Raw genomic sequence first — 18,555 nt, 5'->3', positions numbered from 1 at the left:
TCCATGCCGAACTCAGAAGTGAAACACAACAGCGCCGATGGTAGTGTGGGGTCTCCCCATGTGAGAGTAGGACATCGCCAGGCTTTGAATATTGTCTAACCAGACACGCTGCGGAGCGGTAGTTCAGTTGGTTAGAATACCGGCCTGTCACGCCGGGGGTCGCGGGTTCGAGTCCCGTCCGCTCCGCCACTTATTAAGAAGCCCTGCTAGTAATAGCAGGGCTTTTTTCGTTTGAGCAAAAGAGCATTTTATTTTTTATCACTCTCAGGACAGTCGTGTGGTAGCTACACTTTGTTCAATCTATTCTTATTCTTTTCGGTCTCTATGTCTTAGGTATAAAAAAGCCGATGTATTAAACATCGGCTAGAGAGACATGGTTCAGGAGATTTAGCTACGCAAAGCGGCTTTGGCTGACAGTGCTTTTTTATCTGAGTCTGAAAGAAAGGCTAATTCTAATCCGTTAATTTGCGCTTGTCTGATCTGCTCTTGAGAAAGGCCTGCTTGAAGTGCTGCAACTTCATATTCATGTGGAAGTTCAATACCTTCAACCGCTGGGTCATCAGTATTTAAACAAGCAAGTATCCCATGCTCTAAAAACTGTTTTATAGGATGATGAGCAAGAGAGTTTACTGTGCTCGTTTGGAAGTTTGACGTTAGGCAAGACTCAATGCCAATACGATGTTTGGCAAGATAATCCATTAGCTTAGGGTCATGGACGGCTTTTACTCCGTGTCCAATGCGTTCTGCACCTAGCTCTTTAATTGCCTGCCACATACTTTCTGACCCCGCTGCTTCTCCAGCATGTACTGTAACTCTTAGTCCTGCATCTCGTACTTGTTTAAAGTGAGAAATAAATCGCTCGCCCGGCTGCCCAAGTTCATCGCCCGCCAAGTCGACTGCAACAATGTGCTGTTTTTGAGTCAAAATAGCGTCTAGCTCCTGCTGACAAGCATCGGTGCCAAATGTGCGGCTCATAATTCCTATTAGGTTAGCCTGAATACCGAAGTCTCGAACGCCCGCTTGCACCCCATCAACTACAGCCTCAACAACGCCAGCGATAGGCAGTTGATGTTTCATAGCCATATAGTAAGGAGAGAACCTCAGCTCGGCATAATCAATTTGAGCATTTAAGGCATCTTCGACATTTTCGTAGGCGACTCTTCGGCAAGCATCGAGATCACCCAATACGGCAACTCCCCAATCAAGTTTTGATAAAAAAGCGACCAATGATGGCTCTGCTTCGACGATTTGTACATGAGGTGTGAGCTCTTCTATGTTGCCAGCTGGCAGCGCTACACCAAATCGTTGCCCTAGTTCTAAGATAGTTTTGGTTCGAATGTTGCCGTCAAGATGGCGATGCAAATCAGTAAGCGGTAGATTTTTAGTTATCATTATGTTTTTCCGAAAGTGTGTATGGCATCAAGTATAAAAATCAATGTGGTCAGTGTCAGCTAGCAAAGAGTATTAAATCACCCAATTCTGTTTATTTGGCTTTTATGTTTACCATATCTGTTGACCATTCGTTAAAAGGGATGGCTTTACTAAACAGAAAGCCTTGCCCCTGAGTGCAGTTAAGTATGGTTAGGAGATGGACTTGCTCTTTGGTTTCAATACCTTCTGCTACAATTTCGACATTAAACCCACGAGTCATGTTGATGATTGCCGCAACGACTGAGCTACTGAGATTTGTCTGTTCGAGCTGCGATACAAACGCCCTGTCTATTTTTAGACAATCGAATGGAAGTTGATGTAAATAAGAAAGGGAGCTGTATCCGGTACCAAAATCATCTATCGCGATATGGATGCCCAGCTCTTTGAGTTTGTTCATGTTTGCTAAAATAACTGGGTCGTTATCAACAATTCTTGATTCTGTGATCTCTAAAGCGAGGTTATTGGGTTCAAGCCCCGTTCTTTCCAAAGTCGCTTTGAGTTCATGAACAAACTGAGGTTGAGATAGCTGGTTCACTGAGAGGTTGACGTGCATTTTAAACGTCGATCCCCATTTACCCATCTTGATGCCTTGCATTGTGTCAAAACACGCTTGATACAAGATTTGCTCACCAATCAGGCCAATGAAGCCGCTTTCTTCAGCGATAGGAATGAATTCCAAGGGGGGAATGATATCACCGCTTGGTGTCACCCAGCGTGCCAAGGCTTCAGCTCCGATGATATCTCCCGTTGATAAGTTTACAATTGGTTGATAATGCGGAATATATTCTTTGTTCTCGATGGCAAGCTTAATTTGAGTGAGCATTTGCGTACGTTTACGAGAAACATCGTCCATCTCTGGAGAGTAATAGCAGATCCTTGAGCGCTCTTGCTTGGCGTGGCTGAGTGCGATGCTACCATTACGTAACCATAGCGCCATAGTATGGAGTGTGTCATTAGGGAGTACGATGCCAATGGAGGCATTGACGACCACTTTTTCATTATGCATTGAGAATGGGACAGCAAACATTTGTAATATGCTGTTAGCCGCGGATTGGGCTTCATTCTTTTGTTGTAAAGAGGGGATGTAAATAGCGAATTCATCACCACCTGTACGAGCAATACATGAGGTGCTTGCAAATAGTGTACGTAATTTTTCAGCAATAGTTTGTAATAGTAAGTCACCTTGCTGATGCCCCAAGCTGTCATTAATATCTCTGAATTTATCGATGCCGATAAGCAATAGGCTGCCATTAATTTGATTTGATTGGCTAAAGTTATCAATTAAACCTTCACGGCTATAGAGCTTGGTTAGGGAATCGTAGATCAATTGGGAATGCAGTGCCTTAAATGAGGCTTTTAGGTTATTGGCCATTTCATTGAATGAATAAACAAGTAAACTCGTTTCATAAATATTACCAGCTTTCGGCATGTTACTTTCCCAATCCCCTTTTGCTAGATGCTGAGCAGCAGCCGCGGTGGCGGTAATTGGAGTGGTGATTCGATTAAAGGCAATGAGCCCTATACCAATGCCGATAAGGCTGACAATGCTGCCAATAATCCAACTGTTTTGTTGGTTTTCTGGCAATCGACCAAGTAGATCGGTTTCTGAAATCGAGACGCCAATAAACCATTCGATGCCATGTTTATCTTTAAAGGGAGTGAGATGATTAAAATAGCGGGTGCCATCAACTACCGTTTCGAATTTGTTGAGTGTTGCTGACAGCATTTTGTCATGGTTATCAATATAATGTGCACTGGCTTGGATCACTGGGTTGGCATTTTCGATAGCCAGTAGTCGCTCTCCTTTTGCCGACAGTTCGGTCCCCCAAGAGACAACGGTGCTGGTATTGGAGTGAGCCACCAATCTTTTTTCTGGATCAATAATATACACGTTGGCATGAGTTTTCTGTTGCAGTGAGGCCAGAAACGCATTGAACGTATCGATTTTCACATCAGTCACCAAAACACCGATGAATTTGTTCATAGAGAAAACGGGTGCTAAAGCAGAGAGCGTGATCTCTTGGCGTTCATCAACATTAGTGTAGATTGGCGACCAACTTGGGCTTAAACTTTGTGCAACTGGAGTATACCAGGGGCGAGTTCTTGGATCATAATCGGCAATGGTGGAGCGAATATCTTGATTGATGGTTTTTCCTGAGTAGATCACCAAGTTTTGCTGAGTTCGATTATCTTTCACCATCAAGGTAAAACTATCACCAATCTCTTTGCGAAAGCCCACGTACTCCGCCTGTTCGCCACCAAATCCGATCACATCAATTTGTTCTAGCGGTCGATAAAGCGTTTCAAAACTGGCAAGCAGATATCCTTCTATTTTACTGACATCGTCCGCAGAATAGAACTGACTAAAGCCGATCGTGTGGCTTAAAGCGAGGCTGGCTTGAAAAGGTTCATCGAGAAAACTGATCAGTCGCTGCTCTACATTGGCATTTAATGATGAAAGCTGTTTGCTGCTAATGTCATCAACCATCTCTTCATAACTGTATTTTTGTACACCCACAATCACTCCAATCGTTATGAGGAAAATCATAACAAATGGTAGAACAACGGCTGTTTTCAACGTTATTTGATTCGTAAATGACATGTCGTGTCTTCTGCATCCATACAAATTATCGGTAAAACACGCAAGGTGGTGGGTGATTGCATTGTGCCAGAAAGTGAATCACTGCACCTGATCATTAAAAAATTATCAGTAAAGTTCTTTTAACTTCCTTGTCAACGTATTGCGCCCCCACCCAAGCACCTTAGCTGCGTCTTGTTTGTGACCATTGGTGTGATGAAGTGCTGCTTCCAAAAGTATACGTTCAAATTCAGGAAGTGCATAAGAAAGCAGCTCTGTTTCTCCTGAAGCTAATGAAGATTTAGCCCAACTTGCGAGTTGTTGTTGCCAACTTATAGCACTATCAAAGTCACTATTTTTCTTTTCCGACAATAATTCGGAAGGAAGATCACTGGGTAGCACCTCGCTGCCACTGGCCATTACAGTTAACCAGCGACACATATTTTCAAGTTGTCGTACGTTTCCCGGCCATTCAAGACGATTCAAAATTTCAATGCTCTTAGGATGTAGCGTTTTCATTTCTACGCCTAATTCTTTTGCTGCAGAGGCGAGAAAGTGCTTGGTCAGTTTTTCTATATCTTGGCTTCGCTCACGCAGTGCTGGGATATGGATACGAATGACATTGAGACGGTGAAAAAGGTCGTCACGAAACTTTCCTTGATGAACGAGTTTTTCTAAGTTTTGGTGAGTGGCGGCGACAATGCGGACATCCACTTTGATTGCTGAATGCCCTCCTACGCGGTAAAACTGACCATCGGCTAAAACACGCAGTAGCCGAGTTTGAATGTCGAGCGGCATATCGCCAATTTCATCTAAGAATAGGGTGCCACCATTGGCCTGCTCAAAACGCCCTTGGCGGACATTGTTTGCACCAGTGAATGCTCCTTTCTCATGACCAAACAGTTCTGACTCGATGAGATCTTTTGGAATTGCGGCCATATTGAGGGCAATAAACGGTTTTTGGGCGCGTGGGCTATGGCGATGAAGCGCGTGAGCGACTAACTCCTTCCCGGTTCCTGATTCACCATTGATCAAGACTGAAATTGAGGAACGTGATAAACGGCCAATTGCCCGAAATACCTCTTGCATTGAAGGGGCTTCTCCAATGATTTCCGGTGTACTATCAACGCCAGTCTGTTGATTGGATTGTTCTTTGCGCTGCTCCTGACTATGCGCAATGGCACGTTCAACCAAGGTGAGGGTTTCATCGACATCAAAAGGTTTAGGCAGATACTCAAAGGCACCCTTTTGATAGGCATTCACCGCGGCATCAAGATCTGAATGGGCCGTCATGATGATGACGGGCAACTCAGGAGATCGTGAATGAACTTGGTTTAGCAGCTCAATACCATTCATGCCCGGCATGCGAATATCGGAAACGAGCACATCGGGCGTTTCTCTTTCTAGCGCCAGTAACACACTTTCGGCATCGGAAAACGTTTCGCATTTTATGTTGGCTGATGAGAGCGTTTTTTCCATCACCCAGCGGATCGAACTATCATCGTCCACCACCCAAACGTATCCTTTACTCATAATGTTTATTCCTTAGCAGCAAACCCAATCTGACATCGGTCAAATGGGTAAATAAATAGTAAATGTGGTTCGACCTGGCCAGCTTTCAACATCGATTTTTCCATTGTGCTGATCGATCAGGTTTTGTGAGATAGAAAGACCCAGCCCCGTTCCACCTTCACGGCCGCTGACCATGGGGTAAAACAGTGTGTCTTGTAATTCGGTAGGAATGCCTGGGCCGTTATCGCTGATTTCTATGCGTGCCACTAACTTATGGCGCTGTCCGTGAATATTGGCTTGGTGCACTGTTCTGGTGCGAAGTGTGATTTTACCATGCGGATCATGAGATAAAATCTGTGCCGCATTGCTGACGATATTCAGTAATGCCTGCTCGATTTGATCGGTATCCATCAAAATATCGGGCAAGCTGGGGTCATAATCTCGTTCAATCACCAAGTGTGTGCTGGCTTCTAGCTCAACCAATTGGCGGACTTTTTCCAAAATTACATGGAGATTTTCAGAGCACTTCTTGCCCGGTTTTTGTGGGCCGAGCAAACGATCAACGAGCGCGCGCAGTCGATCGGCTTGTTCAATAATAATTTGGGTGTACTCAGTGAGACTGTGGTCCGGCAACATCTTTTCTAGCAGTTGCGCCGCGCCACGTAGCCCACCTAATGGGTTTTTAATTTCATGCGCCAGCCCGCGAACTAAGAGTTTTGCCGCTTGCTGTTGGGCGTGCTGATTGAGCTCTTGTGTTAACCGTCGTTGTTGACCAATTTTGCGCATTTCGACCAAAAGCATCAGCTCGCGTTGCCAAGATATAGGGCTCACGGTCACTTCCAGCATCAGTGGCTTACCATCGACCACAAACGTAACATCGCTATCGGTAATACTTTGGCCACTTTGCAACGGCTGAGAAAGCAGCGCTAAATCAAGAGAAGCGTGCTGGATGAGTTTTGACAGTGGTTGGTTGATAATTCGCTTAGCACTTTGGGAGAAGAGTTGTTCAGCCGCTGGATTGGCATAACGGATACAAAGAGACTCATCGAGCATCAAGGTGGCGGTAACGATATTATTTAAAATCGTTTGGCTTAGCTCACAATTCACGTTTTCATCCTTGTCCGTGTTCCCAAATGATGCAATGCACAACTTTGGTGCATTACATGGCTAAGTATGGCGCATCGGTGTCAGAAGAAAAAGTGAAACCTGTTGTTATATCGAGCTTATTGGCGAAGAGTTCATCACTTGATGCTGGCTCGATGTAAATGCACCGTCACAGGGTTAGACGATGCAATAATCTTGCCGTTTACAACTACTTGAATTAAAAAGCGATGCGTTCCTCTATCTAGATTTTTCAGCGTCCAAGTAGGTTGAGTGGCGGGGGCGCCATAGGCCTTGTCATTCATGACTAATTGCAACTGTTCACTGATGGTTAAGTTGCGATTGAGTTCGGCGTTGATTGAAATAACGCCCGCATTGCTGCGTAAGGTTTCATCGTCAGCCGGAGAGCGAATTGCAATGGTTAGCGGTTCTATTTTGTTGACATGGGTTGCGGATTTTTCCAGTGGCAGCTCTTTGGTAAGGTTAGTGACGGGGTGAGAGTTTTCAAAGGTTGGCTCAGGCGCATCGGCCTGAAAATCAGGAATCGAAATTTGCTTTGCTCCCTTATCTTGTGGGACATCGCTAAGATGCAACACGCCATTCGCATCCACCCACGTATAGACGTTTTGTGCAATTGAAGTCGCGGAATAAAGCATGATGATTGTTAGGAGTAAAGTTCGGATCAGATTCACAGTCATCCCCCTATATAGAGATGTTTTCACGTTAAGGGTATCGGCTTTTGAGTGCCGTTATTGTTGTAACGCTAATGTTACGACGTCCGGAATTAACCCCAAATATGAAAAAGGCTCACCTGCGAGGCGAGCCTGATAAATCCGTAACCTAAGTTACATTTTGCACCAAAGCTAAGAATTATACCGAGTAGTACAATTCAAATTCTAGTGGGTGAACGGCCATGTTGACGCGTTCTACATCTTTTGCTTTTAGCGTGATGTATGAGTTGATGAAATCATCAGAGAATACGCCGCCAGCGGTCAGGAATTCACGATCTTCATCCAGTGCTTTTAGTGCCACTTCAAGTGACTCGGCTACTTTTGGAATCTCAGCGGCTTCTTCTGCTGGTAGGTCGTACAAATCTTTATCCATCGCTTCTCCTGGATGGATCTTGTTCTTGATACCATCAAGACCAGCCATAAGAAGAGCGGCAAACGCTAGGTATGGGTTTGCTGCTGGATCTGGGAAACGAGCTTCGATACGACGTGCTTTCGGGCTTGGTACTACTGGAATACGGATAGACGCAGAACGGTTACGAGCCGAGTAAGCTAGCATTACCGGTGCTTCAAACCCAGGGACAAGGCGCTTGTACGAGTTTGTTGATGGGTTAGCAAATGCGTTGATGGCACGCGCGTGCTTGATGATACCGCCAATGTAGTAAAGCGCTAAGTCAGATAGACCGCCGTACTTGTCACCAGCAAATAGGTTTACACCATCTTTTGCAAGAGATTGGTGAACGTGCATACCTGAACCGTTGTCGCCAACAAGAGGCTTAGGCATGAAGGTCGCTGTTTTACCAAAGGCGTGCGCAACGTTGTGCACCACGTATTTGTAGATTTGGATCTCATCGGCTTTCGTGGTTAGCGTATTAAAGCGAGTGGCGATTTCGTTTTGACCTGCAGTCGCTACTTCATGGTGGTGAGCTTCAACGACGAGGCCCATCTCTTCCATGATCAAACACATGGCTGAACGGATGTCTTGTGATGAGTCAACCGGTGCAACAGGGAAATAACCACCTTTCACACCAGGGCGGTGACCTTTGTTACCACCTTCAATTTCAGCGCCAGTGTTCCAAGCCGCTTCGATATCATCAATTTTGAATGAGGCACCAGACATATTGTTGGTGTATTTCACGTCATCAAAAAGGAAGAACTCTGGCTCTGGACCGACAAGAACGGTGTCTGCGATCCCTGTTGAACGCATGTAATCTTCTGCGCGTTTTGCGATAGAGCGTGGGTCACGATCGTAGCCTTGCATGGTTGCAGGCTCTAGAATGTCACAACGAATGTTAAGTGTTGCGTCTTCTGTGAACGGGTCAAGAACTGCACTTGATGCATCAGGCATCATCACCATGTCAGACTCATTGATTCCTTTCCAGCCAGCAACGGATGAACCATCGAACATCTTACCTTCTTCGAAGAAGTCTGCGTCGACTTGATGAGCAGGAATAGAGATATGTTGCTCTTTGCCTTTCGTGTCGGTAAAGCGCAGGTCAACAAACTTAACTTCGTTTTCTTGGATCAGCGATAGAACGTTTTCTACTGACATCTTGGATAACCTCCAGTGTTATTAAAGCGGTAATGGCCCGAATCGAATTGAAACTAGCATTGATTAATTTCATTCTAAACTTATTAATCGATGCTGTTTCTAACAAAGCTAAATTCGTGCCAATTAAATTAATCCTTTAATTTCAAGTGCTTTGGTTGTTCTTTGTCGAATTTAAATGCTTCTCTGCACCAAAAAGATCCTTATTTGCACTATTTTGGTGCCTTGAGTTTTATGTTGCACCATTAACTACCAAAGCGCACACTATTCAGCCTAGGTTTACTAGGCTTGTCAATGCTGATTTAGTCCATTTTGATGCAATTTGTTTTAAAGCAAGTAGCGGACTAAGCTTGTGGTGAGCGAAAATCAGCGCGATAGATCACATATTTCTAGGTTTTTCGCCAAAATCTGGTACATTATTGACCGTTTTTTTAATCAAGTTCTATGCTCGTTGCGGCCTCATGCCGAAGCGAGTTACTCCCTTAATAAGTGAAGCAAAATCCATGGCTACTCCACAGATTGATAAATTAAGAAATATCGCGATCATCGCACACGTTGACCACGGTAAAACAACGTTGGTTGATAAACTGCTGCAACAGTCAGGTACGTTAGAGTCTCGCGGTAATACGGAAGAGCGGGTCATGGACTCGAACGATATCGAGAAAGAGCGCGGTATCACTATCCTTGCAAAAAATACAGCCATTAACTGGAATGATTTCCGTATCAACATCGTAGATACTCCAGGACACGCCGACTTCGGTGGTGAAGTTGAACGTATCATGTCAATGGTTGACTCTGTTTTGCTGATTGTTGATGCGGTTGATGGCCCAATGCCACAAACTCGCTTCGTAACACAAAAAGCCTTTGCTCACGGTTTGAAACCAATCGTTGTTATTAACAAAATTGACCGTCCTGGTGCTCGCCCTGATTGGGTTATGGATCAAGTGTTCGATCTGTTCGACAACCTTGGTGCAACGGATGAGCAGCTCGACTTTAAAGTGGTTTATGCCTCTGCACTGAACGGTTGGGCGACACTTAACGAAGGTGAAGTTGGCGAAAACATGGAACCTTTGTTCCAAGCGATCGTTGACAATGTAGAGTCACCACAAGTTGACCTTGATGGCCCACTACAAATGCAAGTTTCTCAACTTGATTACAGCTCTTACGTTGGTGTTATCGGTGTTTGTCGTGTGACTCGTGGTAGCGTAAAAGCGAACCAACAAGTAACAGTCGTCGGCGCTGATGGTAAGAAACGTAACGGTAAAGTTGGTACAGTTCTGGGCTATCTTGGCCTTGAGCGTAACGAAGTTGAACAAGCTAACGCTGGCGACATCATTGCGGTAACAGGGTTAGGTGAACTGAAAATTTCAGACACCATTTGTGACCAAAACTGTGTTGAAGCCATGGTGCCACTATCCGTTGATGAACCGACAGTGACCATGACTTTCCAAGTCAATACCTCACCGTTTGCAGGTAAAGAAGGTAAATACGTGACTTCACGTAATATCCTTGAGCGTCTGCAAAAAGAGCTTGTTCATAACGTAGCATTGCGTGTTGAAGAAACCGACAACCCAGATCGCTTCCGCGTTTCAGGTCGTGGTGAACTTCACCTATCAATCCTGATTGAGAACATGCGTCGTGAAGGCTTTGAGCTTGCGGTTTCTCGTCCTGAAGTTATTTTGAAGGAAGAAGACGGCCAGAAAATGGAACCGTTCGAAACCGTAACAATCGATGTGATGGAAGAGAGCCAAGGCGGCGTGATGGAGAAAATCGGCCTGCGTAAAGGTGAGCTGACGAATATGACTCCAGACGGCAAAGGCCGTGTGCGTCTTGATTTCATGATGCCTTCTCGCGGTTTGATTGGTTTCCAAACAGAATTCATGACCTTAACCTCAGGTTCAGGTTTGCTTTACCATACGTTTGATCATTACGGCCTACACAAAGGCGGTAACATTGGCCAACGTAACAACGGCGTGTTGATCTCTAACGCGACAGGTAAAGCGTTGACTTACGCTCTGTTCAACCTACAAGAGCGCGGTCGCCTATTTACTGAGCACGCAGATGAAGTGTACGAAGGCCAAGTGATCGGTATCCACAACCGTTCTAACGACCTAACAGTGAACTGCTTGAAAGGTAAACAGCTGACAAACGTTCGTGCTTCTGGTACTGATGAAGCGCAAGTATTGTCACCTGCAATCAAGTTTACACTTGAGCAAGCACTTGAGTTTATTGACGACGATGAACTAGTGGAAGTGACCCCACAGAGCATTCGTATCCGTAAACGTCATTTGACTGAAAATGATCGTAAACGTGCAAGCCGTGGCTAATACCGTCATGGTATAAGTTAACGAGTTAATCTAAGGGCGAGGAGTGTACTTCTCGCCTTTTGCTTATCTGCAATATAGTCAGTTTTAGGTATAGAATGGTGATTGATGATAAAAATAAGCAGGGAGAAGGCATTTGAAAATTAAAAAGCTTGGCAAACAATGTTTACTGTTTACGCGTTATTTACTCAGCCGGATGGATCATGACCGCGTCAATGTTAATGCGGGCTATTTGGCTTATATCACGTTGTTGTCGATCGTACCTATGCTTACCGTGCTGTTATCAATTCTCTCCTCATTTTCTATTTTTGCCAATGTCGGTATGGTTATTCAAGATTTTGTGATCACCCATTTTGTGCCTGCCGCAGGCGATGTAGTGCGAGAGGCGTTGCTCGAATTTATCGCGAATACAGGTAAGATGACGGCCGTGGGCGGGGTATTTTTATTCGTTGCAGCTTTAATGCTGATTTCCAATATTGACAAGAATTTGAACTACATTTGGCGAGTTAAAGATAAACGGCGCATGGTGCTCTCTTTTTCAATGTATTGGATGGTTCTTACGCTCGGGCCAATTTTAGTCGGCGCAAGTATTGCGGCAACCTCGTATATTACCTCACTCAAGATTATTGACAGCGAAGCACTCTCTGGTGCTTATAATTTGTTGCTGCGCTGGCTACCTTTTATTTTGTCATTCTCTGCTTTTGTCGGTTTGTACCTGCTGGTGCCGAATAAAAAAGTGCATCTTTCACACGCCTTGGTCGGGGCAATGGTGGCGGCTATTTTATTTGAGTTCAGTAAAAAAGGTTTTGCTGCTTATATTACTCAGTTTCCCTCCTATCAACTGATTTACGGCGCACTGGCGGCGATCCCTATTCTGTTTGTGTGGGTCTACTTATGCTGGATGATTGTGCTCGTTGGGGCGGAGGTGACGGCGACTTTGGGTGAAAAAGAGCACTGGAGCAATGAGCAAGAAATGCTAAACTCATTGCCTATCTCCGAGCAAATGATAAAGGGAAATCAGAGTGATAGCGTTGATCCAGAGAGTGAGTGAAGCGGCGGTACGTGTTGATGGGGAAGTGGTTGGCGAAATCAATCAAGGCTTACTGGTGCTACTTGGGGTCGAAAGAGATGACGATGAGGCAAAGGCCAAACGTCTAGTCGAACGTGTGACTCAGTACCGCGTGTTTGAAGATGAAGAGGGAAAAATGAACTTGAACGTGCAACAAGTGAACGGTCAGGTTTTAGTGGTGTCTCAATTTACATTGCCAGCCGATACCAAAAAGGGGACGCGTGCCGGATTTTCAAAAGGTGCACACCCTGCTGATGCTGAGCGTCTGTATGATTACTTTTCGGATTTGTGTGAGCACATTTTGCCAACTCAGCGTGGCCGCTTTGCACAAGATATGAAAGTTTCGCTGATTAATGATGGCCCAGTGACATTCTGGCTTCAGGTTTAATAAAGAAATGGATAGAGCCTCCTTCGTTGGGATCATGCGGAGTATGAGAGGCTGTGATTTAGGGATAACCAAATGTTTAAACTGATTACGCCAAGTACCGACAACCAACTGAATAAATACTACCATTTTCGCTGGCAAATGCTGCGTGAGCCATGGCATCTACCGATCGGCTCGGAGCGTGATGAGTATGATGGCATGAGTCACCACAGGATGATTGTCGATGGTCGTAACCGACCGATTGCCATTGGTCGCTTGTACATTACGCCAGATTGCGAAGGGCAAATTCGCTATATGGCGGTTAAAAGTAGCCGTCGCAATAAAGGTATGGGCTCTTTGGTGCTGGTGGCGCTAGAGTCGCTGGCTCGTCAAGAAGGTGCAAAGCGCCTAGTCTGTAGCGCCCGTGAAGATGCGATTGCATTTTATGAAAAGAACGGCTTTGAACGCCGGGGCTCGCTCAATGATGAACGCGGTCCGGTTCGACATCAACAAATGGTCAAACCGCTCGATCCCATGGCCAATGTAATTCGCAAACCTGAATGGTGTACTGAACTGCAAGAACGCTGGGCCACGCACATTCCTATCAGCGAAAAAATGGGCATTAAGGTGACTCAATATACGGGCTACCAATTTGAGTGCAGCGCTCAGCTCAATCCGAATTTGAACCCACACAACACCTTATTTGCAGGCTCGGCATTTACCCTTGCCACCTTAACAGGATGGGGAATGGCATGGCTGCTGATGCGTGAGCGAAGCCTGAATGGCGATATTGTTTTGGTTGATAGCCGCATCCGCTATCGTCACCCTGTGGTGCATAACCCTTTAGCCTTCACTTCATTGGATGGCATCAGTGGCGATTTAGATCGTTTAGCCAGTGGACGTAAAGCGCGTATCGTCGTCAATGTCACTATCACCAGTGGCGGTAAACCCGCCGTTGAATTTACGGGAACCTATATGTTGATCCCCAATTACAAGGCATTGTTAGCCGCCGCATCATCGGCTGAGTAAGTGTCGGTTTCTGGATCACACGAATAGATGGTGTGCTGTGTGTTGTGGAGCAGTTCGAAGTGCATCTCACGGCACATCTGTTGGAGGTTAAGGTTAAGTTGTCCTTTCTCCAACTTGACCAAATCCACGTGACCATCAAGGTTTGCCTTGAGCGTCTTTCCAACCAGCGGCGTTGTATTAATCATCATCCGCCCTCTGTCTGAGTGAATGACTAAACCTTCGAGCGTAAACGGCTCATGGCTGAGGTTTTGCTCAGGATCGCTTAGCGTTAATATGCCCTGTCGAATATTGAGCGTTGCTTCACCTGTGAGGGTGTGGGCGAAGGTGGCGTAGTCTCCGGCGAGGCCGTTGACCTGCGCTTCCAATTCACTGAGACCCTCTATGGTAAAGGGAAGCTGGGTGACTTTATTGAGCACCGCTAGCGGTAGCCCATCGGCATGAATGTTGGCTTGCCAAGGCTGACTTAACGTTTGGAAATTCCAACGCGCAGTGGCATCGATATAGCCGTTTTCTAACGGCATGAATAAACGATCTAGGTACCATTGGCCTTGCTCGCTGCGCATCTCAACGACGCTTTGCGTGCTCAATAGTGAATCGTAGCTGGCGCTGTTTGCGCTGATATTGAGCGTGCCTTGCCACAATCCCAAGCGTTTCTCTTTTACGAGAGTTAACTGCTTCCCTTTGGCATGGACACCAGACAATTGCCAATAAGGTGGGGCAAACAATTGAATGAGTTGGCTATTGGCGATGGTGAGTTGCTCGATGGTGAGGTTATCAACCCACGGCCAATGCTGGCTCAGCGACGTAAAATCATCTTTGCTTTCGCTCACCCATTTTACACCGCGAATAGTGAGCTGTTGCAGCGATGCTGAGGTTGGGGTGATAACACCCGCCCATTGAATATCACCTTGCTTAAATTCACTACTAAAATCCTCAATGATCAGTTTACCCGGCTCGGTGCGCAGGCTAAAGGTCGGCTCCACCCACTGCTGACCTAGCCAAGTTGCATCGTCGGCTCGCAGCGATAATTTACCTTGTTGCTGCTGCCAAATATTGCTGTGTGGATAAATGTTCTCCAGCGAAATATCGACGTTACGCAAGCTGATATCCGCAAGCTCGATCTGACTGTTTAAAATATCTAAGCTATTGATATGGTCTATTTTGTCAAAGAGCTGAAACCAACCCGATTGGCGTAAGGAATGACTCATATCTCGGCTAAGATTGAGTTTTTCCAGTGTCACATTGATCAGCGACCAACCTTGAGGATACTGCTCGGCTTGACCTGAAATAGCCGCGCCGCGCCATGACAACGAGAGCCCATAGACGGTGCTGTTGGCAGGTTTGTAATCCATATCGAGCAGTAGGTTATTCAGCGCTTCTCCTTGCCAATAAAATTGTTCGGCTGAGAGTTGTATCTCGCCGAAAGGCAGAGCTGTTGGAACATCCGGCCAATGTGGATTTTTAATCTGTAGGTTAACACCGCGCGCTAGCCAACCTTGTTGGGCGATGTCGGCGTGATTGAGCGCGATTTGGCTCACCGAAATGGGCCATGATCGCAAATCGGTAGGAAGGCCATTTTGTAGACTGATGCCACTAAGTAGCACGCTATCAACGGCGATTTTTTGGTCGCGAATGAGCTGTGGGCTGAGCCAAATATCGGCTTGCTCTATCGGGATATGCTGCTTATTTTGCCGCAGTGTTAATTGGTTGAACTGAAAATGCAAAGGATACTGGTATTGAAGAGATTGAAACGTCACGTTTCCTTTCGAAAGCCGTTCAACGAGAGTTTGAGCAACGGGAGTAGCATAAGAGGTATGTAGCAGTGCAAACATACCCAGCATGAAAGTGAGAAATAGCGCGATGATCGCAATCAGCAATGCCAAAGCCTTGTTCATGGTGTCCTTACTCGTAAATCGTTACCTGCGACAGAGTGAAACAAATTACCTCACGCAGCAACAAAAAAAGCCCCTTATCAAAGGGGCTTGCTACTGACTTATCAGTTTTAGTCGAGTTGTGGGCCTGCGGCCACTAATGCTTTACCTTCTGCGTTATCAGTATACTTGGCAAAGTTATTGATAAAGCGCGAGGCGAGATCTTCGGCTTTGCTTGTCCATTGTAGAGGATCCACGTAAGTATCGCGTGGGTCGAGAATGGTTGGGTTCACACCAGGTAGTGAGGTTGGCACTTCAAGATTGAAGATTGGAATATGCTTGGTTGCTGCCTTCTCAATCGAACCATCTAAGATAGCGTCAATGATGGCGCGGGTATCTTGAATCGAGATGCGTTTACCGCTGCCGTTCCAACCAGTGTTGACTAGATAAGCTTCAGCACCAGCTGCTTCCATACGTTTTACCAGCACTTCGGCATATTGTGTTGGGTGGAGCGTTAAAAACGCTGCGCCAAAACAGGCTGAGAAGGTTGGTGTTGGTTCGGTGATGCCACGTTCAGTACCCGCTAGTTTTGCCGTAAAGCCAGACAAGAAGTGATACTTGGTTTGTTCTGGAGTCAATTTAGAGACTGGTGGAAGCACACCAAATGCATCCGCGGATAGGAAGATCACTTTATTGGCGTGACCACCTTTCGATACAGGCTTAACGATGTTTTCGATGTGGTAGATAGGATAAGAAACACGAGTATTCTCGGTTTTAGAACCATCATCAAAGTCAATCGAACCATCGCTACGTACTGTGACGTTTTCCAGTAGCGCATCACGGCGGATCGCGTTGTAGATGTCAGGCTCGGCTTCTTTGGAGAGCTTGATGGTTTTCGCGTAGCAACCGCCTTCAAAGTTAAAGACACCATCATCATCCCAGCCGTGCTCGTCATCGCCGATTAACGCGCGTTTTGGATCGGTAGAGAGTGTGGTTTTTCCTGTGCCAGATAGGCCAAAGAAAATCGCCACATCGCCATCTTTAGCCATGTTGGCTGAACAGTGCATTGAAGCAATACCTTGCAGTGGAAGGAAGTAGTTCATCATTGCGAACATCCCTTTCTTCATTTCACCGCCGTACCAAGTACCGCCGATCAACTGCATTTTTTCCGTTAAGTTAAACACAGTGAAGTTTTCTGAGTTCAGGCCTTGCTCTTGCCATTTGTCATTGGTGCATTTGGCACCATTCATGACCACAAAATCAGGTTCGAAGTTAGCTAGCTCTTCTTCTGTTGGGCGAATGAACATGTTTTTGACGAAGTGCGCTTGCCACGCCACTTCAGTAATGAAACGCACGCAAAGGCGCGTATCTGCGTTGGCACCACAGTAACCGTCAAGAACGAATAGACGTTTAGCGGATAGTTGACGACCCACTAGTGCTTTTAGATCATTCCATACTTCTTGGTTAATCGGCTTGTTATCGTTTTTCGCTTGTTCAGATGTCCACCATAGGGTATCGCGTGTGGTGTCATCTTTGACAATGAATTTATCTTTTGGTGAGCGGCCTGTAAAAATGCCAGTATCAACGGCAACAGCGCCAAGTTCAGTGACGACGCCTTTTTCGTAGCCTTCAAGGTCTGGGCGAGTTTCCTCGGCAAATAACAGTTCATAGCTTGGGTTGCGAACCACTTCGACTACGTTGGTTATTCCGTATTTGGTCAGGTCTAGTTGTGCAGCCTTTGTATGTTCCATAACGGTCATAGGTGCTCCTTGTAAGAGATTTTGTAGGGATTTTGTAATAATGTTTGTAATTGTTATCTGCTCACCATGCTAGCAACGGGTGGGGGATAAAACAGGGACACAGTTCAAAAATTGCCCATGACACTCCTGTGGTTTTAGGTGTCCCGTCACATATTGGCGCAACTATTTTATCGCGTACGCAAACCTTTGCGCTAGATCAATAAGATTAATACTTTTAAAAAAATAAGTACGCCATTCTGTTTGTTTAAGGCTTGATTTTACTGGGTTTTGATCACAAAAAAAGCCAGCGTAAAGCTGGCTCTGATACGTTTTCTTCGTGCTTGTTAATTCATGCAAATTAATGAATTGTGTCGCTTCCTGAGGAGGCTTGTGCGTAGAGTGTTGCGATCTCAGCCTCTTCAAATGAGTAGTTGGTGCCACAGTAGTCACAATGTAAAGAAACGGATCCTTCAGACGATAAAATGTCGTAAATTTCCTCTTTGCCTATTGTGATGATGGCCGCCCCACTGCGTTCACGTGAACAACCACAATGAAATTCCACGGGTTGTGGGGTGAACAACTGAACTTTCTCTTGGTTATACAGGCGATACAACAGATCAGTGGCTTCTAAGGTGAACAGCTCTTCGTTTTTTACGGTGTTAGTTAACTGCTCTAAGTGCTCAAAATCATCGGGCGTACCCGTTCCGTCCGGAATGGTTTGCAGCAACATGCCAGCGGCACAGGCTTTTCCATCTTGCGTACCAATGCGTATCCAAAGGCGTGTTTTCAACTGTTCAGAGCGGATGAAGTAACCTTCCAGCACTTCCACTAAGTTGTCCCCCTCTAAACCGACCACACCTTGGTAGCGCTCGCCTTTCTTGGGCTCGATAGTGATAACTAAATGACCTTTACCCATCAAAGTGTGTAGGTCGGCATCATCGGCAATATCGCCTTTCCAGCGTGCGACACCACGCACTTTCTGTTCATTATCACCATTGATAACGACTAAGGAAACTGGGCCATTGCCTTGCAATTGCATGGTAATTGAGCCTTCAAACTTCAGCGTTGCAGTTAGCAAGGTCGTTGCGACGAGCAGTTCGCCCAAAAGTTTTTGTACTGGGGCTGGATATTCCTGGCTCGAAAGGATGTGTTGATACGCGTCGTCTAATTGTACCAACTCGCCACGTACGGATAGATCTTCAAATAAGTAGCGATTTAAAATGTTATTTGCCATTTAGCTATTTCCTCGGAACATGGTCC

General features: G+C 45.8%; 13 protein-coding genes, 1 tRNA gene and 1 rRNA gene. 6 read left to right on the top strand and 9 right to left on the bottom strand.

Going from position 1 to position 18,555, the window contains the following annotated elements; translation table 11 throughout:
* Positions 1-83: ribosomal RNA gene (gene rrf / locus AACT18_RS18125) — 5S ribosomal RNA — on the top strand; the annotation flags it as partial.
* Positions 84-112: 29 nt separating this feature from the next.
* Positions 113-189 (top strand) — tRNA-Asp (locus AACT18_RS02655).
* Between the two features lie 198 nt (positions 190-387).
* On the opposite strand, the gene add is transcribed toward AACT18_RS02655, so the two are convergent.
* The 6 genes from add to glnA all read right to left on the bottom strand — a co-directional run bounded on the left by add (position 388) and on the right by glnA (position 8,902).
* A complete protein-coding gene (add, locus tag AACT18_RS02650; protein WP_094125495.1) occupies positions 388-1,392 on the bottom strand; it encodes an adenosine deaminase in 1,005 nt (334 codons plus the stop codon).
* 91 nt (positions 1,393-1,483) lie between these two features.
* Entirely contained in the window at positions 1,484-4,033 is a 2,550-nt protein-coding gene (locus AACT18_RS02645) for an EAL domain-containing protein (protein WP_441351405.1), read from the bottom strand.
* 105 nt (positions 4,034-4,138) lie between these two features.
* Entirely contained in the window at positions 4,139-5,542 is a 1,404-nt protein-coding gene (glnG, locus tag AACT18_RS02640; RefSeq protein WP_094125493.1) for a nitrogen regulation protein NR(I), read from the bottom strand.
* A gap of 39 nt (positions 5,543-5,581) precedes the next feature.
* On the bottom strand, positions 5,582-6,628 hold the full coding sequence (gene glnL, locus AACT18_RS02635) for a nitrogen regulation protein NR(II) (RefSeq protein WP_026027507.1): 1,047 nt from the start codon (positions 6,626-6,628) through the stop codon (positions 5,582-5,584).
* A 134-nt stretch (positions 6,629-6,762) separates the two neighbouring features.
* Positions 6,763-7,320: a DUF4124 domain-containing protein gene (locus AACT18_RS02630; protein ID WP_202599065.1), complete on the bottom strand. Its 558-nt coding sequence runs from the start codon at positions 7,318-7,320 to the stop codon at positions 6,763-6,765.
* 172 nt (positions 7,321-7,492) lie between these two features.
* Positions 7,493-8,902, bottom strand: coding sequence for a glutamate--ammonia ligase (glnA, locus tag AACT18_RS02625; protein WP_017043509.1), 1,410 nt, complete (start codon positions 8,900-8,902; stop codon positions 7,493-7,495).
* 500 nt (positions 8,903-9,402) lie between these two features.
* On the opposite strand from glnA, the gene typA reads away from it, so the two are divergent.
* The 4 genes from typA to AACT18_RS02605 all read left to right on the top strand — a co-directional run bounded on the left by typA (position 9,403) and on the right by AACT18_RS02605 (position 13,685).
* Positions 9,403-11,226, top strand: coding sequence for a translational GTPase TypA (gene typA / locus AACT18_RS02620; RefSeq protein ID WP_010319743.1), 1,824 nt, complete (start codon positions 9,403-9,405; stop codon positions 11,224-11,226).
* Positions 11,227-11,359: 133 nt separating this feature from the next.
* Positions 11,360-12,274 carry a virulence factor BrkB family protein gene (locus tag AACT18_RS02615; RefSeq protein WP_017045688.1) on the top strand — a complete coding sequence of 305 codons (915 nt, stop codon included), beginning with the start codon at positions 11,360-11,362 and terminating at the stop codon, positions 12,272-12,274.
* Positions 12,246-12,680 carry a D-aminoacyl-tRNA deacylase gene (gene dtd / locus AACT18_RS02610; RefSeq protein WP_013855445.1) on the top strand — a complete coding sequence of 145 codons (435 nt, stop codon included), beginning with the start codon at positions 12,246-12,248 and terminating at the stop codon, positions 12,678-12,680. The genes AACT18_RS02615 and dtd overlap by 29 nt, the downstream gene beginning before the upstream one ends.
* A gap of 72 nt (positions 12,681-12,752) precedes the next feature.
* Positions 12,753-13,685 (top strand): bifunctional GNAT family N-acetyltransferase/hotdog fold thioesterase, encoded by a 933-nt coding sequence (locus AACT18_RS02605; protein WP_017043511.1) that lies wholly within the window; start codon positions 12,753-12,755, stop codon positions 13,683-13,685.
* On the opposite strand, the gene AACT18_RS02600 is transcribed toward AACT18_RS02605, so the two are convergent.
* The 3 genes from AACT18_RS02600 to hslO form a co-directional block, all read right to left on the bottom strand.
* The gene (locus tag AACT18_RS02600; RefSeq protein ID WP_094125491.1) at positions 13,646-15,580 is read right to left on the bottom strand and encodes an AsmA family protein; all 1,935 of its coding nucleotides are present in this window, start codon (positions 15,578-15,580) and stop codon (positions 13,646-13,648) included. The two genes, AACT18_RS02605 and AACT18_RS02600, sit on opposite strands and share 40 nt — an antisense overlap.
* A gap of 107 nt (positions 15,581-15,687) precedes the next feature.
* Complete coding sequence (gene pckA / locus AACT18_RS02595; protein ID WP_013855443.1) at positions 15,688-17,316, bottom strand: phosphoenolpyruvate carboxykinase (ATP); 1,629 nt, start codon at positions 17,314-17,316, stop codon at positions 15,688-15,690.
* A 337-nt stretch (positions 17,317-17,653) separates the two neighbouring features.
* Entirely contained in the window at positions 17,654-18,529 is an 876-nt protein-coding gene (gene hslO, locus AACT18_RS02590; protein ID WP_013855441.1) for an Hsp33 family molecular chaperone HslO, read from the bottom strand.
* Positions 18,530-18,555: the final 26 nt, after the last annotated feature.

The sequence above is a fragment of the Vibrio sp. V04_P4A5T148 genome, from assembly GCF_963875605.1.
Classification (GTDB): Bacteria; Pseudomonadota; Gammaproteobacteria; order Enterobacterales; family Vibrionaceae; genus Vibrio; species Vibrio anguillarum.
Note: the sequence above shows the minus strand (reverse complement) of the source record. Positions and strands in the feature narration are given on the sequence as shown.